The 26,499-nt window shown below is 63.8% G+C and carries 22 protein-coding genes and 1 riboswitch; of the genes, 6 read left to right on the top strand and 16 right to left on the bottom strand.

Features of this window, described 5'->3' with window-relative positions; translation table 11 throughout:
- The first annotated feature begins 13 nt into the window (after window positions 1–13).
- Window positions 14–1,282 carry a competence/damage-inducible protein A gene (locus tag ACTQ4R_RS06255; RefSeq protein ID WP_441626901.1) on the top strand — a complete coding sequence of 423 codons (1,269 nt, stop codon included), beginning with the start codon at window positions 14–16 and terminating at the stop codon, window positions 1,280–1,282.
- 38 nt (window positions 1,283–1,320) lie between these two features.
- On the opposite strand, the gene ACTQ4R_RS06250 is transcribed toward ACTQ4R_RS06255, so the two are convergent.
- The 3 genes from ACTQ4R_RS06250 to ACTQ4R_RS06240 form a co-directional block, all read right to left on the bottom strand.
- The gene (locus ACTQ4R_RS06250) at window positions 1,321–2,172 is read right to left on the bottom strand and encodes a DMT family transporter (protein ID WP_441627188.1); all 852 of its coding nucleotides are present in this window, start codon (window positions 2,170–2,172) and stop codon (window positions 1,321–1,323) included.
- Window positions 2,173–2,229: 57 nt separating this feature from the next.
- Window positions 2,230–3,417 carry an aldo/keto reductase gene (locus tag ACTQ4R_RS06245; RefSeq protein WP_441626899.1) on the bottom strand — a complete coding sequence of 396 codons (1,188 nt, stop codon included), beginning with the start codon at window positions 3,415–3,417 and terminating at the stop codon, window positions 2,230–2,232.
- A 106-nt stretch (window positions 3,418–3,523) separates the two neighbouring features.
- Window positions 3,524–4,279 (bottom strand): ZIP family metal transporter, encoded by a 756-nt coding sequence (locus ACTQ4R_RS06240; RefSeq protein WP_441626897.1) that lies wholly within the window; start codon window positions 4,277–4,279, stop codon window positions 3,524–3,526.
- Window positions 4,280–4,437: 158 nt separating this feature from the next.
- Window positions 4,438–4,540: riboswitch (purine riboswitch) on the top strand.
- Window positions 4,541–4,604: 64 nt separating this feature from the next.
- On the opposite strand from ACTQ4R_RS06240, the gene ACTQ4R_RS06235 reads away from it, so the two are divergent.
- The gene (locus tag ACTQ4R_RS06235) at window positions 4,605–5,876 is read left to right on the top strand and encodes an amidohydrolase family protein (RefSeq protein WP_441626895.1); all 1,272 of its coding nucleotides are present in this window, start codon (window positions 4,605–4,607) and stop codon (window positions 5,874–5,876) included.
- 31 nt (window positions 5,877–5,907) lie between these two features.
- On the opposite strand, the gene ACTQ4R_RS06230 is transcribed toward ACTQ4R_RS06235, so the two are convergent.
- The gene (locus ACTQ4R_RS06230; protein WP_441626893.1) at window positions 5,908–6,150 is read right to left on the bottom strand and encodes a helix-turn-helix domain-containing protein; all 243 of its coding nucleotides are present in this window, start codon (window positions 6,148–6,150) and stop codon (window positions 5,908–5,910) included.
- 99 nt (window positions 6,151–6,249) lie between these two features.
- On the opposite strand from ACTQ4R_RS06230, the gene ACTQ4R_RS06225 reads away from it, so the two are divergent.
- Window positions 6,250–6,435 (top strand): hypothetical protein, encoded by a 186-nt coding sequence (locus ACTQ4R_RS06225; RefSeq protein WP_441626891.1) that lies wholly within the window; start codon window positions 6,250–6,252, stop codon window positions 6,433–6,435.
- A 34-nt stretch (window positions 6,436–6,469) separates the two neighbouring features.
- Here ACTQ4R_RS06225 and ACTQ4R_RS06220 read toward each other — a convergent pair whose 3' ends face one another.
- The 5 genes from ACTQ4R_RS06220 to ACTQ4R_RS06200 all read right to left on the bottom strand — a co-directional run bounded on the left by ACTQ4R_RS06220 (window position 6,470) and on the right by ACTQ4R_RS06200 (window position 9,149).
- Window positions 6,470–6,940 (bottom strand): COG2426 family protein, encoded by a 471-nt coding sequence (locus ACTQ4R_RS06220; RefSeq protein ID WP_441626889.1) that lies wholly within the window; start codon window positions 6,938–6,940, stop codon window positions 6,470–6,472.
- Between the two features lie 65 nt (window positions 6,941–7,005).
- Window positions 7,006–7,836: a hypothetical protein gene (locus ACTQ4R_RS06215; RefSeq protein WP_441626887.1), complete on the bottom strand. Its 831-nt coding sequence runs from the start codon at window positions 7,834–7,836 to the stop codon at window positions 7,006–7,008.
- Window positions 7,830–8,525, bottom strand: a complete 696-nt coding sequence (locus ACTQ4R_RS06210) for an ABC transporter ATP-binding protein (RefSeq protein ID WP_441626885.1) — start codon at window positions 8,523–8,525, stop codon at window positions 7,830–7,832. Before ACTQ4R_RS06210 ends, ACTQ4R_RS06215 begins: the two co-directional genes overlap by 7 nt.
- Window positions 8,506–8,898 (bottom strand): GntR family transcriptional regulator, encoded by a 393-nt coding sequence (locus ACTQ4R_RS06205; protein WP_441626883.1) that lies wholly within the window; start codon window positions 8,896–8,898, stop codon window positions 8,506–8,508. Before ACTQ4R_RS06205 ends, ACTQ4R_RS06210 begins: the two co-directional genes overlap by 20 nt.
- Window positions 8,899–9,020: 122 nt before the next feature.
- Complete coding sequence (locus ACTQ4R_RS06200; protein WP_441626881.1) at window positions 9,021–9,149, bottom strand: hypothetical protein; 129 nt, start codon at window positions 9,147–9,149, stop codon at window positions 9,021–9,023.
- A gap of 83 nt (window positions 9,150–9,232) precedes the next feature.
- Here ACTQ4R_RS06200 and ACTQ4R_RS06195 point away from each other — a divergent pair, with 83 nt between their 5' ends.
- Window positions 9,233–9,460, top strand: a complete 228-nt coding sequence (locus ACTQ4R_RS06195; protein ID WP_441626879.1) for a helix-turn-helix domain-containing protein — start codon at window positions 9,233–9,235, stop codon at window positions 9,458–9,460.
- A gap of 36 nt (window positions 9,461–9,496) precedes the next feature.
- Here the strand turns inward: ACTQ4R_RS06195 and ACTQ4R_RS06190 are convergent, their stop codons facing one another.
- The 3 genes from ACTQ4R_RS06190 to ACTQ4R_RS06180 all read right to left on the bottom strand — a co-directional run bounded on the left by ACTQ4R_RS06190 (window position 9,497) and on the right by ACTQ4R_RS06180 (window position 12,590).
- Entirely contained in the window at window positions 9,497–10,342 is an 846-nt protein-coding gene (locus ACTQ4R_RS06190; protein ID WP_441626877.1) for an HAD-IIB family hydrolase, read from the bottom strand.
- Window positions 10,343–10,407: 65 nt separating this feature from the next.
- Window positions 10,408–11,721: a PSP1 domain-containing protein gene (locus tag ACTQ4R_RS06185; protein ID WP_441627186.1), complete on the bottom strand. Its 1,314-nt coding sequence runs from the start codon at window positions 11,719–11,721 to the stop codon at window positions 10,408–10,410.
- A 5-nt stretch (window positions 11,722–11,726) separates the two neighbouring features.
- Window positions 11,727–12,590, bottom strand: coding sequence for a DNA polymerase III subunit delta' (locus tag ACTQ4R_RS06180; protein ID WP_441626875.1), 864 nt, complete (start codon window positions 12,588–12,590; stop codon window positions 11,727–11,729).
- A 295-nt stretch (window positions 12,591–12,885) separates the two neighbouring features.
- Between ACTQ4R_RS06180 and ppdK the strand changes: the two genes are divergently transcribed.
- Window positions 12,886–15,513, top strand: a complete 2,628-nt coding sequence (ppdK, locus tag ACTQ4R_RS06175) for a pyruvate, phosphate dikinase (RefSeq protein ID WP_441626873.1) — start codon at window positions 12,886–12,888, stop codon at window positions 15,511–15,513.
- Window positions 15,514–15,619: 106 nt separating this feature from the next.
- Here the strand turns inward: ppdK and ACTQ4R_RS06170 are convergent, their stop codons facing one another.
- From ACTQ4R_RS06170 to ACTQ4R_RS06160, 3 genes are all read right to left on the bottom strand, one after another.
- Window positions 15,620–16,240, bottom strand: a complete 621-nt coding sequence (locus tag ACTQ4R_RS06170; protein ID WP_441626871.1) for an FUSC family protein — start codon at window positions 16,238–16,240, stop codon at window positions 15,620–15,622.
- A gap of 183 nt (window positions 16,241–16,423) precedes the next feature.
- Window positions 16,424–20,461 carry a carbamoyl-phosphate synthase large subunit gene (carB, locus tag ACTQ4R_RS06165; protein ID WP_441626869.1) on the bottom strand — a complete coding sequence of 1,346 codons (4,038 nt, stop codon included), beginning with the start codon at window positions 20,459–20,461 and terminating at the stop codon, window positions 16,424–16,426.
- Window positions 20,461–21,525 carry a carbamoyl phosphate synthase small subunit gene (locus ACTQ4R_RS06160; protein ID WP_441626867.1) on the bottom strand — a complete coding sequence of 355 codons (1,065 nt, stop codon included), beginning with the start codon at window positions 21,523–21,525 and terminating at the stop codon, window positions 20,461–20,463. The genes carB and ACTQ4R_RS06160 overlap by 1 nt, the downstream gene beginning before the upstream one ends.
- A gap of 258 nt (window positions 21,526–21,783) precedes the next feature.
- On the opposite strand from ACTQ4R_RS06160, the gene ACTQ4R_RS06155 reads away from it, so the two are divergent.
- Entirely contained in the window at window positions 21,784–24,072 is a 2,289-nt protein-coding gene (locus tag ACTQ4R_RS06155; RefSeq protein WP_441626865.1) for a PAS domain-containing protein, read from the top strand.
- A 263-nt stretch (window positions 24,073–24,335) separates the two neighbouring features.
- On the opposite strand, the gene lepA is transcribed toward ACTQ4R_RS06155, so the two are convergent.
- Window positions 24,336–26,141, bottom strand: coding sequence for a translation elongation factor 4 (gene lepA / locus ACTQ4R_RS06150; protein WP_441626863.1), 1,806 nt, complete (start codon window positions 26,139–26,141; stop codon window positions 24,336–24,338).
- Window positions 26,142–26,499 lie beyond the last annotated feature (358 nt).

Below are 26,499 nucleotides of genomic sequence, written 5' to 3'. Positions count from 1 at the left end.
AGAAGGTCTTGTTATGTCACACACCGCTGAGATCATCGCCGTGGGCACGGAGCTGCTCCTCGGCAACATCGTCAACACCAACGCCCGGGACATTTCCCAGGCCCTGTCCGCTGTGGGCGTCAACGTCTTCTGGCACACGGTGGTGGGAGACAACCCGGAGCGGCTGCGCCAGGCCCTGGACATCGCCCGCCGCCGGGCGGACGTCATCATCACCACCGGCGGCCTGGGTCCCACCTACGACGATTTGACCAAGCAGACCATCTGCGCCGCCTTTGATAAGCCCCTGGTGCTCCATCCGGACATTCTGGACACCATCCGGACGTACTTTGAGAAAAACGTCCACATGACCATGCCGGAAAACAACGTCCAGCAGGCGCAGCTGCCGGAGGGCTGCACCGTGTTCGACAACCCCGTGGGCACCGCCCCCGGCTGCGCCTTTGAAAGCGGCGGCGTCCATGTGCTCATGCTGCCGGGCCCGCCCTTTGAGATGGTGACCATGCTGCGCCGCTGCGCCGTCCCCTACCTCCGCCGCCTTTCCAGTGAGGTCATCGTCTCCCACGACATCATGACCTTCGGCCTGGGGGAAAGCCCCATGGAGGAGCTGCTGCGGGAGAAGATGCTCCACATGGAAAACCCGTCTCTCGCCACCTACGCAAAGCCCAGCGAGGTCCGCCTCCGGGCCACCGCCAAGGCGGAGAGCCTGGAAGAAGCGGAGGCTATGCTTGCCCCGGTGGTAAAGGAGGTCACAGAGCTTTTGGGGGACTATGTCTACGGCGTGGACGTGGAGAGCCTGGAGTCCGTCTGCTCCCAGCTGCTGCGCCAAAAGCACTGGACCATGGCCACCGCGGAAAGCTGCACCGGCGGCCAGGTGGCCCAGCGGCTCACCGCCCTGCCCGGCGCCTCCCAGGTGTACCGGGGCGGCGCGGTCAGCTACTGGACGCAGGTAAAGGCGGACGTGCTGGGGGTGCCCCAGGCGCTGCTGGAGGAATACGGCGCTGTGTCCGCCGAAGCGGCCCGGGCCATGGCCGAGGGTGCCCGGCGCATCACCGGGGCGGACATCGCCGTGTCCGTCACCGGCGTGGCGGGTCCCGACCCGGACGAGCGGGGCGTGGACGTGGGCATCGTGTACATTGGCCTTGCCGCGCCGGAGGGCACCTTCTGCCGCCGCTGCGACTTCGGCAAACGCCGGCGGGACCGCATCCGGGACCTGGCGGCCAACCATTCCTTCGACGTGGTGCGCCGGTATCTCACGGGCCTGCCCGTGGAGCACTGGACCAAATGACATAAAACATCCCCGGAGCGGGTGCTCCGGGGATGTTTTTATGCGGTTTCCTTTGCGGGAAGATGGTGGTTGTTGTACCAGAAGGTCAGGCCCGCCATGCCGCAGATGATGATGTAGCCCAAAAAGCTGTACACGTCCGGAACGTCGCCGAAGAGGAAAAAGCCCAGCAGCGCGGAAAACACCACCTGGGAGTAATCGTAGACGGACAACTCCCGGGCGGGGGCGCAGCTGTACGCTCCGGTGACGCTGAACTGTCCCCCCGCCGCGAAAAGGCCGGCAATGACCAGGCACGCCGTCTGCTTGGCCGTCATGGGCACCGGATTCGCCAGCACGAAGGGCAGCGCCGACAGGCAGGAAAAGGCGGAGAACGCAAACACAATGTAGCTCTTCCGCTCTCCCCGCTTGCCCAGAAAGCGCACAAACGTGTACGCCACGCCGGCGCCCAGGCCGCCCATCAAGCCGATGAGGGAGGCCCCCAGGTCCATGTTGGAGAAGGTGGGCTTGACGATGAACAGCGCGCCGATGAACGCTCCGATCAAGGACAGCCCCTGCACCGGGGAGATCTTCTCCTTCAAAATAAAATAGGAGGCGATGACGGCGAAAAAGGGGGACATCTTGTTGAGCATGGAGGCGTCCGCCAGCAGCAGATGGTCCACAGCGTAAAAATTCATCAACAGGCCCGCCGTGCCGAAGGCGGCCCGGGCCAGCAGGAAGGGCCAGTTCTTCCGGGAGGCGGGGCGGAAGCCCTTTCCCTCCCGCGCCAGGATGGCGACGGACACGATGAGGGCGATAAAGTTGCGGAAAAAACTTTTTTGAAAGGTGGGGAGATCCCCCGACAGGCGGACGAAAGCCGTCATGGTGGCAAAGCAGAACGCCGCCGAGACGATCAGTAAAATGCCCTTGTATTTCGGTTGCAGTTTCGTAGGGACACCGGCTTTCTCAGGTTCTTACTTGCTCTGGGCCCGGAGGCGGGCGGCCTCCTCTTCCCGCTGGCGGCACAGGTCCGCCCACTTGGGCACCTTCTCCAGGGCCGCCGTGAACTCCCGCAGCAGCTCGGGGATGTGGATGCTCTGGGGGCAAATGGCGGCGCAGGCGCCGCAGCCGATGCAGGCGGAGGGCCACTTGTCCTCCGGCAGGGCCTCGATGCGCATGCCCACGGTGAAGGTGGGGGAGAACTTCAAATCGTTGTAGGTGTGCAGCAGCATGGGGATGTCCAGTCCCTGGGGGCAGCCGTCACAGCAGTAGCGGCAGGCAGTGCAGGGAATGGCGTCCATCATGCCCTCGGCCAGGTCGGCCAGGGTCTTTTTCTCCGCCTCGGTCAAGGGCTTTTCCCCGGCGTAGGTTTTGACATTGTCCTCCATCTGCTCCATGTTGGACATGCCGCTGAGGACCATGGTCACGTTGGGCAGGCCTTGCAGCCAGCGGAAGCTCCAGGCGGGAATGCTCTCGTCCGGCCGCAGGCCCTTCAAAAGGGCGGTCTCTTCCTCAGACAGCTTCGCCAGCCGGCCGCCCCGGACAGGCTCCATCACCCACACGGGAATGCCCCGCTCCGTCAGCAGCTCGTACTTGCCCTTGGCGTCCTGGAGCTTCCAGTCCAGATAGTTCAGCTGGATCTGGCAGAACTCCATCTCATCGCCGTACGCGTCCAGAAACTCCCGCAGCACGCCCACGCCGCCGTGGGAGGAGAAGCCCAGGTGGCGGATGCGGCCCAGGCGCTTTTGCTCCACAAAGTAGTCCACGATGCCCCACTGGGGGTCCATGTAGGTCTTGATGGAATTTTCATACACGTTGTGGAGCAGGTAGAAGTCAAAATACTCCACACCGCACTTTTTCAGCTGCTCTTCAAACACCGCCGCCGGGTCATAGGAGGCGCTGATCTGGTGGCCGGGATACTTGGTGGCCAGATAAAAGCTGTCCCGGGGGTAGGCGCTCAAGGCCTTGCCCACCACCACCTCGGACATGCCGCCGTGGTAGGGATAGGCGGTGTCAAAGTAATTGACGCCGTGCTCCATGGCATAGCGCACCATCTCCGTTGTCAGCGGCTCGTTGACGGAGCCGTCCTCCAGCACCGGCAGGCGCATGGTGCCAAAGCCCAGGGCAGACAGCCGCAGCCCTTGAAAATCATGGTAGATCATGGTGGTGTCCTCCTCATTTCCGTCCGCCGCGGAGGCGGCTCGTTCTTTCCTGCCTCTATTGTACAAGTCCCTCCCCGCTCCGTCAAGGGCAGGGAGGGACTTCTTCTCAGCCCAGGGCCACGTCCAGCACCATCATCACCAGAAAGCCCCCCACAAATCCGCAGGTGCCGCTCCGGCTGTGGGCCTGGGGCACCAGCTCCTCCACCACCACATACAGCATGGCTCCGGCGGCAAAGCTCAAAAGCCACGGCATCAGCGGATGGACGGCGCCCGCCGCCAGCACCACCAGCACGCCGAACACAGGCTCCACGCTGCCGGAGAGCGCTCCCCCAAAAAAAGCCCTGCGCCGGGAAAAGCCCTCCTGCCGCAGGGGCAGGGAGATGGCGGCCCCCTCGGGGAAGTTCTGGATACCGATGCCCATGGCCAGGGCGGCGGCTCCCGCCAGCCCCTCCCCCTCCGCCGCCAGGGCGAAGGCCAGGCCCACCGCCATGCCCTCCGGCACGTTATGTAGGGTGATGGCCGTCATGAGGAGGGTGTTCTGCCGCCAGTCCTCCCGGGGTGTCCGCCGCAGACGGGGCAGCAGGCTGTCCAGCGCCGCCAGGAACACCACTCCCAGCAGCATCCCCGCCGCCGCGGGCAGCCAGCCGGGGAGCTTCCCCTCCGCCCGGGCCTGGTCGATGGCCGGCAGCAGCAGGCTCCACACAGAGGCCGCCGTCATGACCCCGGCGGCGAAGCCCAGCATGGCCTTTTGGAACTTAGGCCGGGGCTCCCCGGAGAAGAAAAACACCGTGGCGGCGCCCAGGGTGGTCATGAGAAAGGTAAAGCCGGTGCCGAGGGCGGCCCAGCCGAGAGAACGCAGCATACGCATCAACGCCTTTATCCGGATTCAGGCGGAACACCGCCTGTATGCCAGTATAAGCGAAGCCCGCGTGTCCGGTGCCGGGGCGCAAAAACCGGGCGGCATGACTTCCGCAAGCCCGCCTTGCTTTTTCACCCGGGCTGTGGTATCGTAAGGATAGCGGCATACAAGTCAAAAGGGCTCATATAATTTCGCTGTGCAAATGGCGCGAAAGTTTCTACGGGGCCGCCGAAAGGCCCTGCTATGAGTGTCTGGACGGAGAGGGGGCATCCTATCCGGGCAGGCGCTCCTTTTCTTTTGTGTCGGAATCTGATGAAGAGGTGTTTGTATGGCTGTTACGATCATAAAGGGCACCGTGGTCTCCGCCCGGTCACTGGGCAAGCTGGACATCACGGAAAACGGCTACCTGGTGGCCGAAAACGGCGTGATCACGGGGGTGTTCCCCGTTCTGCCGGAGCAATACGCCGGCGCGGCGGTGGAGGATTACGGCGACGCCCTCATCCTCCAGTCCTTCGCGGACCTCCACCTTCACGCCCCCCAGTACCCCATGCTGGGCATGGGCATGGACCTGCCCCTGCTGGACTGGCTGAACGCCTACGCCTTCCCCACGGAGGCCCGCTTCGCCGACCCGGACTACGCCCGGGCCATTTACCGCCAGCTGGCCCACGAGCTCATCTCCCACGGCACCACCCGGGTGTGCATGTTCTCCTCCCTTCACACGGACGCCACCCTCATTTTGATGGAGGAGCTGGAAAAGGCCGGCGTCACGGGCTATGTGGGCAAGGTGAACATGGACCGCAACGCCGCCCCCGGCCTCCTGGAGGAGACCACGGCGGAATCCATGCGGGAGACGCTGCGGTGGCTGGACGAGTGCGGAGACTTCACCCATGTGAAGCCCATGCTCACCCCCCGGTTCACCCCCTCCTGCACCGACGAACTGATGGCGTTTTTGGGGAAACTCTCGGCGGAGCGGGGCTTGCCGGTGCAGTCCCACCTGTCGGAAAACCACGCGGAGATGGAGTGGGTCCGCCAGCTCCACCCGGACTGCCGGCAGTATTGGGAGACCTACGCCAAATTCGGCCTGTGGAACAGCCGCACCCTCATGGCCCACTGCGTCTGGTCCGACGGGCGGGAGCGCCGGGCCATGAAAGACGCCGGCGTCACCGTGGTCCACTGCGCCGACTCCAACCAGAACATCTGCTCCGGCGTGGCGCCGGTGCGGGTGATGCTGCAGGAGGGGCTGAAGGTGGCCCTGGGCAGCGATATTGCCGGCGGCGACCACCTGGACATGTTCGACGTGGTGGCCTCCGCCATCCGGGCCTCCAAGGCCCGCCGGGTGATGGACGGCTGGCAGACGGACTTTCTCACCGTGCCGGAGGGCTGGTTCCTGGGCACCTCCGCCGGAGCGGCCTACTTCGGCGAAAAATCCGGCTTCGCCCCGGGCAATCCCCTTCACGCCATGGTGGTGGCGGACGACACCCTCCCCCAGCCCCACCCCCTAACAGCGGCGGAGCGGCTGGAGCGGTGCGTGTACCGCCGCCAAACGGGCGCCGTCCGGGCCGTGTGGAGCCAGGGGCGGAAGGTATATACCGCCGAATGAGCGAAAAAAGAGAGCCTTGCGGCTCTCTTTTTTATTGCAGTTCCTGCTCCAGGCCCGTAAACTCCGGGCCGGAGAAAAATTCCGCCAGGGATATCTCCAGGCCGTCGCAGAGCATTTTGATGGTGACGATAGACACATCCCGGCGGCGGACATCCATCATACTATATACCGTGGATGGCGTCACACCCGCTCGGACTGCCAGTTCATTGTATTTGATCCCGCGCTGGCGGCAAATGGAAGCGAACCGCGCGGTGACTGCATCCTTGACTCCCATGCAAACCACCTCACGGCTATGCTATCCATTTTTACGCTTTTACGTATACGCACTTGCGTAATTTAGGGAAATATGATACCATTTCCGAGGGGTGATTTTATGCAGAGCGAGCAGGACTTTTACCGCTGCCTGGTCTCTGACGCCAGCAGCCGGGCTTTGCTGAAGATCCGGGACATTCTGGCGGACGACACCCTGGACGACCCGGCGTGCTTTGCCCGCATCGAGGCCATCGTGTCCCTGCTGGAGGACCTGGGCGTCGACTGCGGCGGCCGGCACGATTTTTGATGAAAAAAGAGAGCCTCGCGGCTCTCTTTTTTCATCAAAACAGGTGAAACAGTCCCAGCGTCACCGCCAGGGTGACGGCGGCGGCAATGACCAGGCCCAGCAAAATAGCCGGCAGGGCGTTGCGCATGCGGATGTTCAGCACCGAGGCCACCAGCGCCCCGGTCCAGGCGCCGGTGCCCGGCAGGGGCACACCCACCAGCACCACCAGGCCGATGAGGCGGTACTTGCGCACCAGGCGGCCCTTGAGGTGGGCCCGCCGCTCCAGCCAGTCGATCTTGGGGCCGAAAAAGGCCGTGCCCCGCAGCCAGTCCGCCACCCGGCGGAACAGCAGCATCACAAAGGGCACCGGCAGGAGGTTGCCCAAAATGGCGGTGACGCAGGCCACGGCGGGAGGCAGTCCCGCCGCCACCCCCACGGGAATGGCGCCCCGCAGCTCCAGCACCGGCACCATGGCCGTGCCAAAGGTCAGCAGCAGTTTTCCGAATACAGTTTCCAAAAAGGGCATTTTGTCCTCCAAACGGAAGTCACGGTCCCCGGCAGTCCGGAGACCGTGACGGCGATATGGCTAGTTTACTCCAGGTTCAGCCGCTTTTTCAAGAACCAAGTTGTTAAGAAATAGTACACCGCGCCGTAGAGCACCTCGCCCAGGAGCACGATCAGCATCATCAGCTGGGTGGCGGCGGTGCCGGAGAGTTGCCAGCCCTCCGTCCAGGCCATCAGCAGGTGGTGGAGCCAACTCTCGTCCAGCAGGGCGAAAAGGCTGCCCGCCAGCAGCTGCGTGGCGAACTGGAGGACGAAGAACCACAGCACGGACCAGGCCATTTTGTGGTTGGGGAAGCTGTGGCCGATGGCCAAGGAGGCGTAGAACTGCAGGCACATGACGCAGCAGCCCACAAAGCAGATGGCCAGAAATTCCAGAATGATCACCGTGCCGTTGATGGCGTAGTAGGCGTTGAGGTACCGGGAGATCTCCCGGAACAGTTCCCGGAAGCCCCGGACCAGCTCCTGGACGAAGCCCACGTCAAAGGCCACGATACAGGCCGCCAGGCACACCACCACGATGGTCAGCGCAAACCAGACGGCGGAGACGATGAGCTTGCTCCAGATGTGCTGGTGGACGGAGACCGGCAGGGTCATCATCACGTAGCCCTCGTCCTGGAGGAGGTTTTTGTAAAACCGCTGGACCATGACCACCACGCTCATGACGCACACGCCAAAGATAGCGACGGCAAAGGCCATCACCAGGAGGCTGCCCAGAACGTCCAGCACCTTGTAGGGGGTATCCAGCATGCCCCGGACGGAGAGGTTGGCGCCCACGGAGGTCACCAGCAAAATGAGGAACAGGGGCAGCATGACGCGGCCCGTGGCACGGAACTCGTGCTTGATGAGTTTTCTCAGCATTTGAACACCTCCCGGAACAGCGCGTCCACGCTCATGCCCTTTTCCTCCCGGATCTGGTCCACGGAGGCCTGGAGCATCACACGGCCCTGGTTGATGAACACCACGTCGTCCAGCACCTTTTCCACATCGGAGATGAGGTGGGTGGAGATGACCACCGCCGCGTCGGGATTGTAGTTGCCGATGATGGTGGAGAGGATGTAGTCCCGGGTGGCGGGGTCCACGCCGCCGATGGGCTCATCCAGCAGGTACAGCTTCGCCGCCCGGCTCATGACCATGATGAGCTGCACCTTCTCCCGGGTGCCCTTGCTCATCTGCTTGATGCGCTGCTTGGGCGGGATGTTCAGGTGGGACAGCATCTCCTCCGCCGCGTCCCGGCGGAAGTCGGCGTAAAAGTCCTGGTAAAAGTCCAGCAGCTGGGTGACGGACATCCAGGTGGGGATGGCGGTCCGCTCCGGCAGGTAGCTGACGCAGGCGTGGCTCTCCTTTCCGGGGAGCAGGCCGCAGACGCGGAGCTCTCCCTCACTGGGGGTCAGCAGGCCGTTGGCCAGCTTGATGAGGGTGGTCTTGCCGCTGCCGTTGGGACCCAGCAGCCCCACGATGCGGCCCGGCTCAATGCTCAGATCCACCTGGTCCAACGCCTGGGTGCCGCCGAACCGCTTGCTCAAGCCCTTACATGTCAAGATCGCCATGGGTGGTCTCCTCCTTTTCGTTCTCCTGCCGCAGCAGGTTCAAAATCTCTTCTTTCCCGTAGCCCAGGCGGCTCATGGCCGCCAGGAATGTCTGGATATGGCCCTCTGCCAGGCCCCGCTTCGCTCCTTCGATCATGGTCTGATCCTCCGTCACAAATCTGCCGGCGGTCCGCTGGCTGTACACCAGGCCGTCCCGCTCCAGCTCCGTCAATGCCCGCTGCATGGTATTGGGATTCACCCCGGCCTCCGTGGCCAGGTCCCGCACCGAGGGCAGCCGCTCCCCCGGCGGAAAGGCGCCGGAGACGATGCCCACCTTGATCTGGGCGATGAGCTGGGCGTAGATGGGCGCGTCATTGGAAAACTGCCACTTCAAGAAAGCACCTCCTCGTTTTGTACTGTTGTATTAAGTGATTAATACAATAACACAACTGACAGATTTGTCAATAGGTTTTTGCAAAAAAATTTTCCGCACCCTGTTCCGGGTGCGGAAAACGCTTATTCCCCAAGCTCCTGCGCCGCGTCCAGGACCCGTTCCTCGGCGGTCTGCTGGGCGCGGACCAGCAGGTCCACGGCGTCCGCCAGGGCGGCAAACAGGTAAAAATACAATTCCCGGTAAATCGACATAGGCTCACCTCGAATCCATTTTAGAACAATACATTCAAAAAGTAAATAGAATATTTTGTTCTAGGATATGCTGGGTCCAGGTGATGAATATGTACCATCGGATTCGGGACCTGCGAGAAGATTCAGATTTGACACAGGCGCAGGTAGGCGCTGCCGTGGGCGCCTCCCAGCGGACATACGCATATTATGAAAGCGGCCAGCGGATGCTGCCGCCGCAGGTTCTATGTGCCCTCGCGGATTTTTACCATGTGAGCGTTGACTACCTTTTGGAGCGCACAGATATAAAAGCTCCCTATCCGCCCAAAAAATGAGACCGGCCACAGGCCGGTCTTATTTTTATTCCGTTTTCAGCTGTACCGCTTGTCCAAAATGGCGATGATGTCCGCCAGGGCGTCGTGGGCGGCGTCGGAGACGATGGTGGCGCCGCTTTCACGCACCGCCGGGGCGCAGTTGGCGGGGGCGAAGCCCTCCGCCGCCACCGCCAGCATGGAAAGGTCGTTGGACTCGTCCCCGGCGCAGTAGATGTGTTCCCGGCCGATGCCCAGCCGCTCCGCCAGCCGCAGCACCATGGCCCCCTTATTGGCCCCCAGGGCCGTCATCTCCAGCAGCGTGGGGTCGGAGAAGATGAGCTCGTACTCCCCCGCCCAGCCCTGGGCGGCAAACCAGTCCCGGATGGTCTCCAGCTCCCCGTGCTCCCCCTCGAACATCAGCTTGCCCAGGGGCACCGGCACCTCCAGCAGGGAGGGCGCCTCCGTGACGCCCACGTGGGTGATGTGCTCGTGGTGGCGGGTGATGTCGTTGGGGTGGACGGCGTGGATGACGTTGCCGATGTGGTAGGCCTCCACCGCCACCGCCGGGTGGGCGTCCAGCATGACCTGGGCCCGGCGGCAGGCCTCCCGGTCCAGCATGTTGGTCTCCAGGTACTCCCCTGTCTTGAAATCATACAGCGCCGCGCCGTTGCACAGCACGGCGGGGACGTTCATGGGCACACCGTCCACCAGCCGCTGGAAGGAGGCCAGCGCCCGGCCGGTGGCCACAGTGAAGGCGCCGCCGTTTTTCATGAAGTAATCCAGGGCCTCCAGGGTCCGCTCAGAAGGCGCGGGCATGTCCAGCCCGCCCCGGAAGGAGGAGGCGGTGTCCACGATGGTATTGTCAAAATCGCTTGCCAGCAGTACGCCGGTGAATTTTCCCATAGCTGTCTCTCCTTATCCGCATGGTAAAAAGCCCGCCGCCCGCGGTGCGGACGGCGGGACGCCTGTCATTCGCTTTTGGGCGCGGAGCCGCTGCCCTCGCCTCCCTTGTTCCGGCGGCGTCCGCCCCGGTGGTGGGGCCGGTGGCGGCGCTTGCCCTCGCCGCCCTCGCCGCCCTCGCCGCCCGCGGCGGCCTCCGCCTTGGGCTGCTGGGGCTGCTTGGGCCCCTGGGCCTTGGGCGGGCGGGACTTGCCGCCGCCCTGGCCGGTCTTTTTCTCCTGGCCGTCCTTGGGCTGGTTCGGCTTGCCGCCCTGCTTGCCCTCCTGCTTGGCGGGCTGCTGGCTCTCCCCGGCGGGCTTGGCGCCGCTCTTGCGCCGTCCGCCCCGGTGGCGGCGGCGGGACTTGCCCTCGCCGCTTTCGGCGCCGCCGATCTTCTCCCGGACGGGAGCGTCCTCCAGCTGGGCGTCCATATAGAAGGGTGTGGTGAGGATGGGCACGGCGAACTCCTCGTCCTCCTTCTCCTCCACGTAGCGGGCGGGCCGCTCCGGGACCTCGATGCCGTCCCGGCTGCCCTTGCCGTTGCGCAGCACGCACACCTCGCAGTTGTGGTAGCACTTGAGGGGCTCGTTGGGACCGGCGGTGTCCAGGCTCACCTTCATGGTCTCCCGCAGCAGGTCCACGCTCTTGACGTTGCCGGGGCCGTCGGGGGTCTGGACAAAGGACTCCACCTTGGGCATCCGCTTGGCGGCGTCCTCATAGGCGTTCTGCTCGTACTTCAAGCAGCACATGAGGCGGCCGCAGGTGCCGGAGATCTTGGTGGGGTTCAGGCTCAGATTCTGGGTCTTGGCCATTTTGATGGACACAGGCAAAAACCCGTCCAAAAACTGGGAGCAGCAGAAGGGCCGGCCGCAGATGCCCAGGCCCCCGATCATCTTGGCCTCGTCCCGGACGCCGATCTGCCGCAGCTCGATGCGGGCCCGGAACACGCTGGCCAGGTCCCGCACCAGCTCCCGGAAGTCCACCCGGCCGTCGGCGGTGAAGTAAAAGATGATCTTGTTGCCGTCAAAGCTGGCGGACACGTTCACCAGCTTCATCTCCAGGCCGTGGTCCGCGATCTTCTTCTCGCAGATGTCAAAGGCCTCGCTCTCTTTTTTCTTGTTGTACTCCACGGTGCGGCGGTCGTTTTCCGTGGCCATCCGCAGCATGGCGCACAAGGGGCTGACGATGGCGGAGTCCTCCACCTCGTGGTTGCCCTCGGTGCAGGTGGCGAACTCCGGGCCCTGGGCGGTCTCCACGATCACCTGGTCCCCCATTTTCACCTGTGCCCCCTTGGGGTCGAAATAATAATTTTTGCAGCCGCCCCGAAAGCGGACGCTGATCACTTCTGTCAAAGGATACCCTCCAATTCCACCGCGAGGGCACCCAGAACGTGGCTTGCGCCCACGTTATAGGTACATTCCCCGTGGTACTTCTGTAACAGTTCTATTGTGCGCATGATTTGGGTTTTTGTCAAGTTTTTCGCAAGAAACGCGGCAATTTCCCGGTCTGATTCCTCCGGCTGGCACCCATAGGGCAGCAGCAGAGCCGCCGCGCAGACGGCCCGGCACCGCTCCAAAAGAGCCGCCAGGTCCTCCCGGGTGGTTTTTTTCCGCTCCAGCCGCACCGCCAGCTCGCTGACGGCGCCCCGTTTCTTCCCCCCCAGGCAGCGCAGCAGCATCTCCGCCGCCTCGGACAGCTCCCCACTCCCCGCCTCCCCGGAGGGACGGAGCTTCAGCTCCACGCAGCGGGAGCGAAGCGTCTGGAGCACCACGGCGGCGTTTTCCGCGCAGAAGAGGAACGCCGCGTAGGGCGGCCCCTCCTCCACGATCTTCAAAAGCACGTTCTGGTCCTGGTCTGTCAACAGGGCGCAGTCCGGGAAGATATACACCTTCCGCCCCCCCTCGTTGGGACGGATGTAGGCGTCGGACCGGATCTGGCGCACCACGTCCACGGAGATGTTTTTGTGCTGGTCGTCCCGGACGGTGATGACGTCCGGATGGATGCCGGAGAGCACCTTCCGGCAGCCCTCGCACACACCGCAGGGGCGGCTCCCCTCCCCCCGGCACTCCAGCGCCGCGGCGGCGTAGCGGGCCGTAGCCTCCCGGTCACCGCTGCCGGTGAACAGCAGGGCGTGGGACAGCGTGCGCCGGGTAGCGGCCTCCCGGATGCGGGCGGCCGCGGGGTCGTTTTCTGGCAGGCCAAAGGCGTTCATGGCGGGCGGCTCCTTCCTGTACGCTGGAAATTCCCTGTTATCCTATCACACTTCCGGAAAAAAGGGAAGCGGTGAAAGCCGCCGGTTTCTCCCAGGCTTCATTTTTCCCTTTTTTGTGGAAAACAGCGATTTCTTTAGCACTTTGTTGGAATTCCGGCAATTTTTCTTATGATATTTATGCATTGTTTTCCAGAATTGTTCTTATTATAATAATATAGTCAATTTGGCTAATCGTTTAACAAACGATTTTGACATATCTGCCGCAGCGGCAGTTACAAAAAACGGAGGAATGAAAATGAGCAAAAAGTATTGTTACCTGTTCACCGAGGGCAATGCCAACATGCGCGAGCTCCTGGGCGGCAAGGGCGCCAACCTGGCCGAGATGACCAACATCGGCCTGCCGGTGCCCCAGGGCTTCACCATCACCACCGAGGCCTGCACCCAGTATTATGAGGACGGCAAGCAGATCAATCCCGAGATCATGGCCGAGATCATGGAATACATCGACAAGATGGAAGCCATCACCGGCAAGAAGTTCGGCGATATGGAGAACCCCCTGCTGGTCTCCGTCCGTTCCGGCGCCCGGGCCTCCATGCCCGGCATGATGGACACCATTCTGAACCTGGGCCTCAATGAGACCGTGGTGGATGTCCTGGCCAAGAAGTCCGGCAACCCCCGCTGGGCTTGGGACTGCTATCGCCGCTTCATCCAGATGTACTCCGATGTCGTCATGGAAGTGGGCAAGAAGTACTTTGAGCAGCTCATCGACAAGATGAAGGCCGAGCGCGGCGTCACCCAGGACGTGGAGCTGACCGCCGAGGATCTGAAGGAGCTGGCCGGCCAGTTCAAGGCTGAGTACAAGGCCAAGATCGGCGAGGACTTCCCCACCGATCCCAAGGAGCAGCTGATGGGCGCCGTGAAGGCCGTGTTCCGCTCCTGGGACAACCCCCGCGCCAACGTCTACCGCCGCGACAACGACATCCCCTATTCCTGGGGCACCGCCGTCAACGTCCAGTCCATGGCCTTCGGCAACATGGGCGACGACTGCGGCACCGGCGTCGCCTTCACCCGCAACCCCGCCACCGGCGAGAAGAAGCTATTCGGCGAGTTCCTGACCAACGCCCAGGGCGAGGACGTCGTGGCCGGCGTTCGTACCCCCATGCCCATCGCCGAGATGGCTGAGAAGTTCCCCGAGGCCTTTGCCCAGTTCGAGACCGTGTGCAAGACGCTGGAGGACCACTATCACGACATGCAGGACATGGAGTTCACCGTGGAGCACGGCAAGCTCTACATGCTGCAGACCCGCAACGGCAAGCGCACTCCCGCCGCCGCTTTGAAGATCGCCTGCGACCTGGTGGACGAGGGAATGATCGACGAGAAGCAGGCCGTGGCCATGATCGAGCCCCGCTCTCTGGACACCCTGCTGCATCCCCAGTTCGACGCCGAGGCTCTGAAGAAGGCTGCCGTCATCGGCAAGGCTCTGGGTGCCTCTCCCGGCGCCGCCTCCGGCAAGATCGTGTTCTCCGCCGAGGACGCCAAGGAGTGGGCCGCCCGGGGTGAGAAGGTGGTCCTGGTCCGCCTGGAGACCTCTCCCGAGGACATTGAGGGCATGAAGGCCGCCCAGGGCATCTTGACTGTCCGCGGCGGCATGACCTCCCACGCCGCCGTCGTGGCCCGCGGCATGGGCAAGTGCTGCGTCTCCGGCTGCGGCGACATCAAGATGGACGAGGAGAACAAGAAATTTGAGCTGGCCGGCAAGACCTACGTCGAGGGCGACTGGATCTCTCTGAACGGCTCCACCGGCAACATCTATGACGGCGCCATCCCCACTGTGGACGCCACCATCGGCGGCGAGTTCGGCCGCGTCATGGGCTGGGCTGACAAGTACCGCCGTCTGGCTGTCCGCACCAACGCCGACACCCCCCACGATGCCGCCCAGGCCCGCAAGTTCGGCGCCCAGGGCATCGGCCTGACCCGTACCGAGCACATGTTCTTCGACGAGGACCGCATCCCCGCCATCCGCCGCATGATCTGCTCCGACACCGTGGAGCAGCGGGAGGCCGCCCTGGCCGTTCTGGAGCCCATGCAGCAGGGTGACTTCGAGGGCATCTACGAGGCCATGGAGGGCTGCCCCGTCACCATCCGCTTCCTGGATCCCCCCCTGCACGAGTTCGTTCCCACCGAGGAGGCCGACATCCAGAAGCTGGCCGACGATATGGGCAAGTCCGTCGCCGACATCAAGAACATCATCGCTTCCCTGCACGAGTTCAACCCCATGATGGGCCACCGCGGCTGCCGTCTGGCTGTCACCTATCCCGAGATCGCCGCCATGCAGACCCGCGCCGTCATCAAGGCCGCTCTGGCCGTCCAGGCCCGCCATCCCGAGTGGACCATGGTCCCCGAGATCATGATCCCCCTGGTGGGCGAGGTCAAGGAGCTCAAGTACGTCAAGAGCGTGGTGGTGGAGACCGCCGACGCCATCATCAAGGAGGCCGGCTCCGACATGAAGTACCTGGTGGGTACCATGATCGAGATCCCCCGCGCCGCTCTGACCGCCGACGAGATCGCCAAGGAGGCCGACTTCTTCTCCTTCGGCACCAACGACTTGACCCAGATGACCTTCGGCTTCTCCCGCGACGACGCCGGCAAGTTCCTGGACGCCTACTACGACAAGAAGATCTACGAGAACGATCCCTTCGCCAAGCTGGACCAGAAGGGCGTCGGCAAGCTGGTGGACATGGCCGCCAAGATGGGCCGTGCCACCAACCCCGACATCCACCTGGGCATCTGCGGCGAGCACGGCGGCGACCCCTCCTCCGTGGAGTTCTGCCACAAGGTGGGCCTGGACTATGTGTCCTGCTCTCCCTTCCGTGTGCCTATCGCCCGTCTGGCTGCCGCGCAGGCCGCCATCAAGGAGATGTAATCTCCCCCTCCCCCGTCTTTATGGCCGGGTGCGCCTTGCGGCGCACCCGGCCCTTTTTTCCGCGCAAAAAAGCCGCATGGCAGCTGCCACGCGGCTTTTTTCTCCATCATTCCGTGTCGCTGGAGCGGTCCTCCCAGAAATAGCTGATTTTGCTGTCCAGGCTCCACAGCTTCTCCAGCCACCGCTCCACCCGGTCCCGGGGGAAGTACTTGTTGATGAACAGCGCCACCACCACGCCCACGCCGGTGTCGAAAATGCGGTTGAGGGCGTAGCTGATGTAGGTCTCCGGCGGGGTATTGAACAGCAGGATGCACAGCACCACGCCGCCGGGCTGGACACCGCCCACCCAGAAGATCTGGCACAGGACGATGAGCAAAATCGTGCCGATGAACACCAACGGCACCAGCAGCAGCGACCTGCCCCCCTCCGGGTGAAAAATGAGGTACACGCGGAACAGCGCCATGCCGATCACGCCGCCGATGATGGTGCCGAACAGGCGGTTGCCGCCGTTAAGCTTGGAGTGCTCCATATTGGCGCCCAGGCCGAAGATGGCGCCGATGCAGGCAAAGGCGGGGCTGCGGTCAAAAAAGAAATAGATCAAGGCGCAGATGGCCGCCGCCGTGGCGGTCTTGATGGTGCGCATACCCACGGTGGGCGGACGCCGGTCCGGCTTCGGGGCTTTCATCTCCGCCGCGGGCGGCGCGCTGGGGGTGGTATTGGTCTCCATGGCTGCTGTCTCCCAAATTGTATCATTTTACGAAAAGCTTCGTATAAAATAATTATAGCACGTTCCGCAAATTTGCGAATGCCGAGTTTGCTGAAATTTTAACAATTTTTGCAGTCTCCTCTTGTAACATCTGCAAAAACACCTCCGTTCCCGGGGAACGGAGGTGTTTTTTTGCAGGTTTTCTCAGTATTCCGCCTCGCCGGTGAACACCAGCTTGGCGTCGCCGGTGAGCGTGACGCGCTCGTCGGTGTAATTCACCACCAGGTCGCCGCCCCGGACGCGGACCGTGATGTCGCTGCCCTTGGCGCACAGGCCGTTGGCCACGGCGGCCACCACCGCCGCGCAGGCGCCGGTTCCGCAGGCCAGGGTCTCGCCGCTGCCCCGCTCCCAGACCCGCATCTTGATGGTGTTGGGATTCACCACCCGGATGAACTCCGTGTTGATGCGCTCGGGGAAGTAAGGCGCGTGCTCGAAACGGGGACCGATGAAGTCGATGTCCACCGCGTCCACCCGGGGGCAGAACACCACGCAGTGGGGGTTGCCCACGTCCACGCAGGTGATGTTGTAGGGCCGGCCGCCGATGCGGACGGGATAGTCCACCACGGTCTTTTCCGGAATGTCGAACCGCAGGGCCGCCGTGTCCAGGGTAGCGCGGCCCATGTCCACGCAGGCGGAGGTGACCTGGCCGTTGGTGGTGTACACCCGGACGGACTTGACGCCCTTGCCTGTTTCCACGGACATCTCCTCTTTCTTCACGATGCCGTTGTCATAGAGGTACTTGCACATGCACCGCAGGGCGTTGCCGGCCATCATGCCCTCGCTGCCGTCGGCGTTGAACATGCGCATTTTGGCGTCGGCCTTGGCGGACTTCTCCATGAGGATGATGCCGTCGGCGCCGATGCCGTAATGCCGGTCGCAGAAGGAGACGCACAGGGACTCCGGGCAGGTGATCTCCCCGTTCCAGTTTTCCAGGAAGATATAGTCGTTGCCGCAGGTCTGCATTTTGGCGAAGCGCAGCTTCTGCCGCTGGGAGCGCAGGTGGCAGATGTCGATGAGCTCCGTGTTGTGCTGGTTGTAGCGGGAGGCCAGGATGTCCGTCAGAGCATTGGCCGTGTCCAGGCTGGTCAGGCACGGGATACCCAGCTGGACGCAGCGGTGGTTCAGATGGATGAAGTCCCGGATATAGCTGGGCTCCGTGGAGCCGGTGAGGATGACGTAATCGATCATCCCATCCTCCAGCATCTGGAACACCTTGTTGTCCTTGCCCAGCTTGCCCACGACCTCCACATCGGTGCCCAGGCGGGAGATCTCGTTGGCGGTGCCCTCGGTGGCGTACAGCTTGAAGCCCATCTCGTCCAGCTTCCGGGCGATGTTCACGATCTCCGGCTGGTCCCGGTGGTTCACGGAGATGAGGACGCCCGCGTGCTCGCCCTTTTCCACCTTGTAGCCGGCGGAGACCAGGCCCTTGAACAGCGCCTCCTGCATGTTTTTGCCCAGGCCCAGCACCTCGCCGGTGGACTTCATCTCCGGAGACAGGGCGGCGTTGGCGTCGGTGATCTTCTCAAAGGAGAACACGGGCACCTTCACGGCCACATAGGGCGGCTGGCGGTACAGTCCGGTGCCGTAGCCCAGGGACTTGAGGGGTTGGCCCACCATGACCCGGGTGGCCAGGTCCACCATGGGCACGCCGGTGACCTTGGAGATATAGGGCACGGTGCGGCTGGCCCGGGGGTTGACCTCGATGACGTACAGCTCCCCCTGGTAGATGAGGTACTGGATGTTGATGAGGCCCTTTGTGCCCAGGGACAGCGCCAGCTTCTCGGAGCAGTCGATGATGACCTTGAGCATCTTGTCGCCGATGGAGAAGGGCGGATACACGGCGATGGAGTCGCCGGAGTGGACGCCGGTGCGCTCAATGTGCTGCATGACGCCGGGGATGAGGACGTCCTTACCGTCGGAGATGACGTCCACCTCCAGCTCCTTGCCCATGAGGTACTGGTCCACCAGCACGGGGTTTTCGATCTTGCCGGAGAGGATGACCTCCATATAGGTGCGCACGTCCTCGTCGTTGTGGGCAATGACCATGTTCTGGCCGCCGATGACGTAGGAGGGGCGCAGCAGCACGGGATAGCCCAGCTCGTGGGCGGCGTCCAGGGCCCCCTGCATGCCGGTGATGCCCATGCCGCGGGGGCGCTTGATGTGGAACCGCTCCAGCAGCTCGTCGAACCGCTCCCGGTCCTCGGCCATGTCGATGGACTCGGCGGAGGTGCCCAGGATGGGGATGCCGTGGCTGTCCAGGTACTTGGTGAGCTTGATGGCCGTCTGGCCGCCGAAGGCCACCACCACGCCCACGGGCTTTTCCACGTCGATGATGTGCATGACATCCTCGGGGAACAGCGGCTCGAAGTACAGCCGATCGGCGGTGTCGTAGTCGGTGGAGACGGTCTCGGGGTTGTTGTTGACGATGACCACGTCGTAGCCCAGCTCCTTCAGCGTCCAGACGCAGTGGACGGAGGAGTAGTCGAACTCAATGCCCTGGCCGATGCGGATGGGGCCGGAGCCCAGGACCATGATGACGGGCCGGCCGCTGCGGGGGAAGGTGCGGGACTCGCAGAACTGGTCGAAGCTGGAGTAGAAATAGGGGGTCTCAGCGTCGAACTCGGCGCCGCAGGTGTCCACCATCTTGTAGACGGCCTTCTTGGCCTCCGCCGGCAGGGTGTCGGCGCCGGAGAGGCGCTTGAGGGTGTCGTCGGGGTAGCCCAGGCGCTTGCCGGTCTCATAGTGCTCCGCCGTCAGGCCGTCCTTGGCCAGGGCCAGCTCGAAGTCCGCCATTTTCTTGAGCTTGGCCAAAAACCAGCGGTCGATGCGGGTAATGCCGAAGATCTCGTCCACGGACAGGCCCGCCTTCAGCGCCTCGAACACGGTGAAGAGCCGGTGGTCGTCCACCCGGCGCAGCCGCTCCCAGATGGGGGCGTCATCCTCCGGGTCCGCCTTGCGGTTCAGACTGTCCAGGCCCACCTCGGCGCCCCGGACGGCCTTCATGAGGGCCATCTCAAAGCTGGGGCCGATGGCCATGACCTCGCCGGTGGCCTTCATTTGGGTGCCCAGGGTCCGGGAGGCGTCGGCAAACTTGTCGAAGGGCCACTTGGGCATCTTCACCACAATGTAGTCCAGCGTGGGCTCGAAGCAGGCGCAGGTCTTGCCGGTGATGTCGTTTTTGATCTCGTCCAGGGTGTAGCCCAGGGCGATCTTGGTGGTGATCTTGGCGATGGGGTAGCCGGTGGCCTTGGAGGCCAGGGCGGAGGAGCGGCTGACGCGGGGGTTCACCTCGATGACCGCGTACTCAAAGGTGTCCGGGTTCAGGGCCAGCTGGCAGTTGCAGCCGCCCACGATGCCTAAGTGGGTGATGATGTCCAGGGAGGCGGAGCGGAGCATCTGGAACTCCTTGTCCGCCAGGGTCTGGGTAGGCGCCACCACGATGGAGTCGCCGGTGTGGACGCCCACGGGGTCGAAGTTCTCCATGGAGCAGACGGCGATGACGTTGCCCACGCTGTCCCGCATGGTCTCAAACTCGATCTCTTTCCAGCCGAAAATGGCCTTTTCGATGAGGACCTGGGTGATGGGAGAGGCGTCCAGGCCCGTCTGGGCGATGACCCGCAGCTCCTTTGCGTTCTTGGCCGCGCCGCCGCCGGCGCCGCCCAGGGTGAAGGCGGGACGGACGATGACGGGATAGCCGATGCGCTCCGCCACAGCCAGGGCGTCCTCCACGGTCTCAGCGATGTCGGAGGCAATGACCGGCTGGCCGATCTCCGCCATGGCTTCCTTGAACAGCTCCCGGTCCTCGGCCCGGGAGATGGCCTTGGCGTCGGTGCCCAGCAGGCGGACACCCTGGGCCTCCAGGAAGCCCTCCTTGTCCAGCTGCATGGCCAGGGTCAGGCCTGTCTGGCCGCCCAGGCCCGCCAGGATGGAGTCGGGCTTTTCTTTCTTGATGATGCGTTTGATGGTCTCCACCGTCAGAGGCTCCAGGTAGATCTCGTCGGCCATGGCCTGGTCGGTCATGATGGTGGCGGGGTTGGAGTTGCACAGCACCACGTTGACGCCGGCCTCCTTCAGCACACGGCAGGCCTGGGCGCCGGCGTAGTCAAACTCGGCGGCTTGTCCGATGACGATGGGGCCGGAGCCGATGACCAGGACTTTCTTGATGGAAGTATCGAGAGGCATCAGCACTCACCACCTTTCATAAGCTCCACAAAGCGGTCAAAGAGGAAGGACGTGTCCTTGGGGCCGGTGCAGGCCTCCGGATGGAACTGCACGGTGAAGGCCCGCAGGCCGGGGTAATCGATGCCCTCGCAGGTGCCGTCATTGGCGTTGGCGAAGCGGAGGCGGCCGGTCTGGATGCTGTCGAAGTCCACGGCGTAGCCGTGGTTCTGGCTGGTGATGAATGTGCGGACACCACTGACATCCCGCACCGGCTGGTTCACGCCCCGGTGGCCGTACTTGAGCTTGTAGGTCCGGCCGCCGGCGGCCAGGGCCGTCAGCTGGTGGCCCAGGCAGATGCCGAACATGGGCACCTTTCCTAAAAGCTTTTGGATCTGGGCGATCTCATAGACGTTCTCCGCCGGGTCGCCGGGGCCGTTGGAGAGCATGACGCCGTCGGGGTCCTCCGCCAGGATGTCCTCGGCGGAGGTGGCGGCGGGCAGCACCGTCACGGTGCAGCCCCGCTTCTGAAGCTCCCGGATGATGTTGCGCTTGGCGCCGTAATCGATGAGGCTGACGCGGAACTTCTCCTCCCCCACCGCCGGATGGACGGAGGGCTCCTTACAGGAAACCGCCTCCACCACGCCGGTGACGGCGTAGGTCTCCACGGCCTTGAGGTCGGCGGGGACCTGGTCGCAGATGACGGCGTTCATGACGCCGTGCTCCCGGATGATGCGGGTGAGCTCCCGGGTGTCCACGCCCCACAGGCCCGGCACCCCCTGCTCCTTTAAGAAGGTGTCCAGGTCACAGTCCGTGCGGAAATTGGACGGCGCGTCACACCACTCCCGCACCACATAGCCCTTCACGCAGCAAGCGCCCTCGAAGTCCTCCCGGATGATGCCGTAGTTGCCGATAAGGGGATAGGTCTGCATGACGATCTGTCCCGCGTAGCTGGGGTCCGTCAATGTCTCGATATAGCCGCACATGCCGGTGGTGAACACCAGCTCGCCCACGGTGTCCGCCGGGGCGCCGAACCGGAACCCCTCGAACACCCGGCCATCCTGCAGCACCAAATAGCCTTTCTTCATAACCGCCTCCATACTTTTGTCCGCACTTTATCGATTTTACTATATTTTATGCTATTATGATGGTTTTTTCCAGCCCAGTCAATGAAAACCAGGCGTTTTTACCGCTAGACTTTTTTCTCCAAAACAGGTGGCTTTTTGTGCATTTCCGAAAAGGTCCACCTATTTTTTCTCGTTTTTCGGCAAAAAACGCATTTCCCTTGCACCCGCTTCCTTTCACATATATAATAGAAGTGATTTTTTCTTTTCGGGGGTGTTTTCGTGGCGAAGCCGCTGGACAAGTTTACAAAGCCCTTCCAGGGCAGCCGCATCCCCTTCCTGCTGCTGGAGGTGGTCACCAACGGCAGTGGGGACATGGTGGACCTGGTCTGCCGCTTCGCCAACGACGCGGCCGCCTCCCTGCTGGGCACGCCGGCGGCGGAGCTGAAGGGCCGCCGCTTCCTCTGGGACTACACTCCCCGGCACCTGGCGGCGCTGGCGCCGCTGCACACGGTGGCCTTCTCCGGCTCCTCCGCCTCCCTGCCCTTTGAGACCGCCGCCGGCAGCGCCTTCACCCTCACCTGCTACCAGGTCATGTACGGCGTGGTGGGCTGCGTGCTGGACGTTCCTTCCGAAACGGAGAGCGCCGCCGGCCTCATGGCGGATGACCTGCCCGGCGCCGTGGCCACCCTGGAGCTGAGCCGGGAGGGACTGCGGTGCCTGTCCTTCAACCGGCGGCTGTGCCAGCTCACCGGCTGGAGCCGCCGGGAGCTGCTGGACCGCTTTTCCCAGGATGTTTCCGCCCTGGTGGTGAAGGAGGACTGGCCTCCCCTGCTGCAGGCCCTGCTGGACGCCCAGCGGGAGGGCCACCCGATGGACCACGACCTGCGGCTCAAGCGCCGGGAGGGTCCGCCCCTGTGGGTGAACCTCCGGGCGGAGCGCCTGCAAAACAGCGGCGGCGCCACCGTGTTTTACGCCATGCTGCTGGACATTGACCTGTCCCGCCGGACCCAGGCCCGGCTGGAGGAGGCCCAGACGCAGCTTACCAGCGCCCAGGACCAGGTGGACGCCCTGCTGGGCACGCTGCCGGCGGCCTTCGCCCTGTTCCGCCTCCAGGCGGACGGGACGCCGGAGCCGGTGTATCTCAGCGGACGGCTGGCGGAGCTGCTGGGCTATCCGCCGCCGGAGCTGCTGAAGCGCCTGCGGGCAGACCCGCTTTGCCGGGTGGTGCCGGCGGACCGGGAGGGGCTGATGTCCGCCTTGCTCCAGGCCCGGGTGAACGGCAGACCCTGCCGCCAGATGTGCCGGCTGCGGACCCGGAGCGGCCAGGTGCTGTGGGCCGCCGTGGAGGCGGTCTGGCAGCCCCGGGCGGACGGTGAAACGCGGCTGTACCTCTGCTGCACCGACATGACCCGGGAACAGGAGACCGCCGAGGAGCTGCGGCTGCGGACCCGGCTGTGCGACCTGCTGCTGGACCGCTCCCACATCGTCAGCCTGGACTATGACACCGCCGCCGATGTGGCCCATGTGGAGACCTACGATGCCGGCGGCCACCGCTCCACCCGCCGGGTGGAGCACTACCTCCAAAGCCTGGAGGACTCCCCCGCCATTCACCCGGAGGACCGCCGGCGGCTGGCCACCGCCCTGCGGCGGGCCTCCGCCCGTCCCGGTGCCGGCACCCTGGAATACCGGGGCAATTACAGCGGCCAGGGCTGGCGCTGGTACAGGGCCTCCCTGGTGAGCCTGTTTGACAGCAAGGGCAACGTATACGGCCTTTTGGGCAAGGCGGAGGACGTCAGCGACCGCCAGGCGGCCAAGCGCCGCTTCGCGGAGCTGGGCAGCCGCTTCAAAGCCCAGGCCAAAACCGCCCTGGCCGCCGCCCGGCTGGACCTGTCCGCCGACCGCATCCTGGACAGCCGCGGCGCTGACCGCTATCTTGTGGGCGTGCTGTTCGGCAACTCCGCCGACGCGTGCCTGCGCCACCTCCGGGACAATATCCCCGACCCGGACCAGCGGGCGGAGTTTGACCGCCGCTTCCGCCCCACGCCTCTGCTGGAGGACTTTTCCCAGGGAAACGCCCACCACGGCTTCGAGCACCGCTTCTCCCTGGGCGACGGGCGGACCGTCTGGGTCCGCTCCATGCTGGAGCTGGCGGAGGACCCGGAGAGCCGCCACGTGGAGGCCTTTTACCGTGCCGTGGACGTCAGCGCCCAGCGCCAGCGCAGCCGGCTGGCGGAGGCTCTGGCCCTGCGGGACTATGACTTCGTGCTGACGGTGGATGTGTTCAGCGGCGTCTGCTGCCTGCCGGACGGGCAATCCGCCCTGCCGCCGAGCACCACCTACCGCGCCCTGGCGGCCCGCTATGTCCGCCAGCAGGCCCCCGGTCCCCTCCGGGCCCGGCTCCGCCGGGCTATCCGGCTGGATACCATTCAGTCCGCTCTGGAGGATTCGCCGGTATACACCTTTACGTTTCCCCTGGAAACGGAGGACGGCCCCCGGGCCAAGCAGCTGCGCTGCTCCTGGCTGGACCAGGAGGACGGAGTGCTGCTGATCACCCTGGCAGACGCGTAAAAAAAGACCGCAAGCATACGCTTGCGGTCTTTTTTTGATTTGTCCAGCTTGAGCACCGCCAAAAACGCCTCCGTCGGCACCTTCACCGACCCAAGGCTCCGCATGCGCTTTTTGCCCGCCCCGCAAAACCCGTTTTGCGGGGTCCCCTCCATAGGAGCCAACCGGGCAGGCAAAGCCCGCCCGGTTCAAGGTTTTTCCGCTTCGCGCAAAAACGCTTGGCGCCGCTTCCGCGGCGGCTCGCTCCCGCTCGCAGAGGGCAAAAATCATTCGTCCAGCTTGAGCACCGCCAAAAACGCCTCCGTCGGCACCTTCACCGACCCAAGGCTCCGCATGCGCTTTTTGCCCTCTTTTTGCTTTTCCAGCAGCTTCTTCTTCCGGGTGACGTCGCCGCCGTAGCACTTGGCCAGCACGTCCTTGCGCATGGCCTTCACTGTCTCCCGGGCGATGACCCGGCCGCCGATGGCCGCTTGGACGGGGACCTCAAAGAGCTGGCGGGGGATGTTCTCCTTCAGCTTCTCACACAGGCGCCGGGCCCGGGGATAGGCCCTGTCCTTGTGGGCGATAAAGCTCAGCGCGTCCACGCCCTCGCCGTTGAGCTTCAGATCCACCTTCACCAGCTCGCTGGGCCGGTAGTCGGAGAGCTCGTAGTCCAAGGACGCGTAGCCCTTGGTGTTGGCCTTCAAGGTATCAAAAAAGTCGTAGATGATCTCATTCAAGGGCATTTGGTAGTGCAGCTCCACCAGGTGGGTGTCCAGATACTGCATGTCGTGAAACTCACCCCGGCGGTTCTGACACATGGGCATGATGTTGCCCACGTATTCGTTGGGGGCGATGATGTTCACCTTCACATAGGGCTCCTCCGCGTGCTCGATGGTGGCGGGGTCCGGGTAATTATGGGGATTGTCCACCTTCACCATGGTGCCGTCGGTCTTGTAGACGTGGTAGACGACGGAGGGCAGGGTGGTCACCAACTCCAGGTCAAACTCCCGCTCCAGCCGCTCCTGGATGATCTCCATGTGGAGCATGCCCAAAAAGCCGCACCGGAAGCCAAAGCCCAGGGCCACGGAGGACTCCGGCTCAAAGCTCAAGGAGGCATCGTTGAGCCGCAGCTTTTCCAGGGCGTCCCGCAGGTCCGGATACTTGGAGCCGTCCTCCGTGTAGATGCCGCAGTACACCATGGGCTGCACGGGGCGGTAGCCGGGCAGAGGCTCCGCCGTGGGGGCAGCGGCGTCTGTGACGGTGTCGCCCACCCGGGTATCCTGGACGTTTTTGATGCTGGCGGTGAAATAGCCCACCTCGCCGGCCTCCAGGCAGTCGCAGGGCTCCAGCCCCAGGGGCAGCAGGTGGCCGCACTCAATGACCTGGTACACGGCGCCGGAGGCCATGAGCTTCACCTGCTGGCCGACGCGGATGCTGCCCTCCATGACGCGGAAATACACGATGACGCCCCGGTAGCTGTCATACTGGCTGTCGAAGATCAGCGCCTTTAGGGGCGCGTTCACGTCGCCGGCGGGCGGCGGCACGTTTTTCACAATGTCTTCCAGGACGGCGTCGATGTTGATGCCCATTTTGGCGGAGATCTCCGGGGCGTCCAGGGCCGGCAGGCCGATGATGTCCTCCACCTCCTGCTTGGCTTTCTGGGGGTCCGCCGCCGGCAGGTCGATCTTGTTGAACACCGGCAGGATCTCCAGGTCGTGCTCCATAGCGAGATAGGTGTTGGCCAGGGTCTGGGCCTCCACGCCCTGGGTGGAATCCACCACCAGCACGGCGCCCTCGCAGGCGGCCAGGGACCGGGACACCTCATAGTTGAAGTCCACATGGCCCGGGGTGTCGATGAGGTTCAGCTCATAGACCTCCCCGTCCTGGGCCTTGTAATTCAACCGGACAGCCCGGGCCTTGATGGTGATGCCCCGCTCCTTTTCCAGATCCATGTTGTCCAGCAGCTGGCTGGACATCTCCCGGGCCGTGACGGCACCGCACTTTTCCAGCAGCCGGTCCGCCAGCGTGGACTTGCCGTGATCGATGTGGGCAATGATTGAAAAGTTTCGGATGTTCTGCTGTTTTGTCATTGTTTGGATAACCTCCATGGGCAAGTCCACGCGGGGCCCCGCTCTGCGGGGCGGCGCGGAGCGCCGTTTTCAAATCAAGTCAGGGGTCCCCAAAAAGTCCTCCGGACTTTTCGGGGAGAGGAGGAGCAAGGGAGTGCGCGCAGTTTTCGCCGCAGGCGGAAACGGAGTCAAGCGGACTTTGCGACGACGAGGTCAATGTGGGCAATGATTGAAAAGTTTCGGATGTTCTGCTGTTTTGTCATTGTTCGGATAACCTCCATGGGCAAGTCCACGCGGGGCCCCGCTCTGCGGGGCGGCGCGGAGCGCCGTTTTCAAATCAAGTCAGGGGTCCCCAAAAAGTCCTCCGGACTTTTCGGGG

This window comes from Dysosmobacter sp. Sow4_B12 (assembly GCF_052116665.1).
In the GTDB taxonomy this organism is placed as follows: domain Bacteria; phylum Bacillota; class Clostridia; order Oscillospirales; family Oscillospiraceae; genus Oscillibacter.
This window is presented reverse-complemented; position numbering and strand designations above follow the sequence as displayed.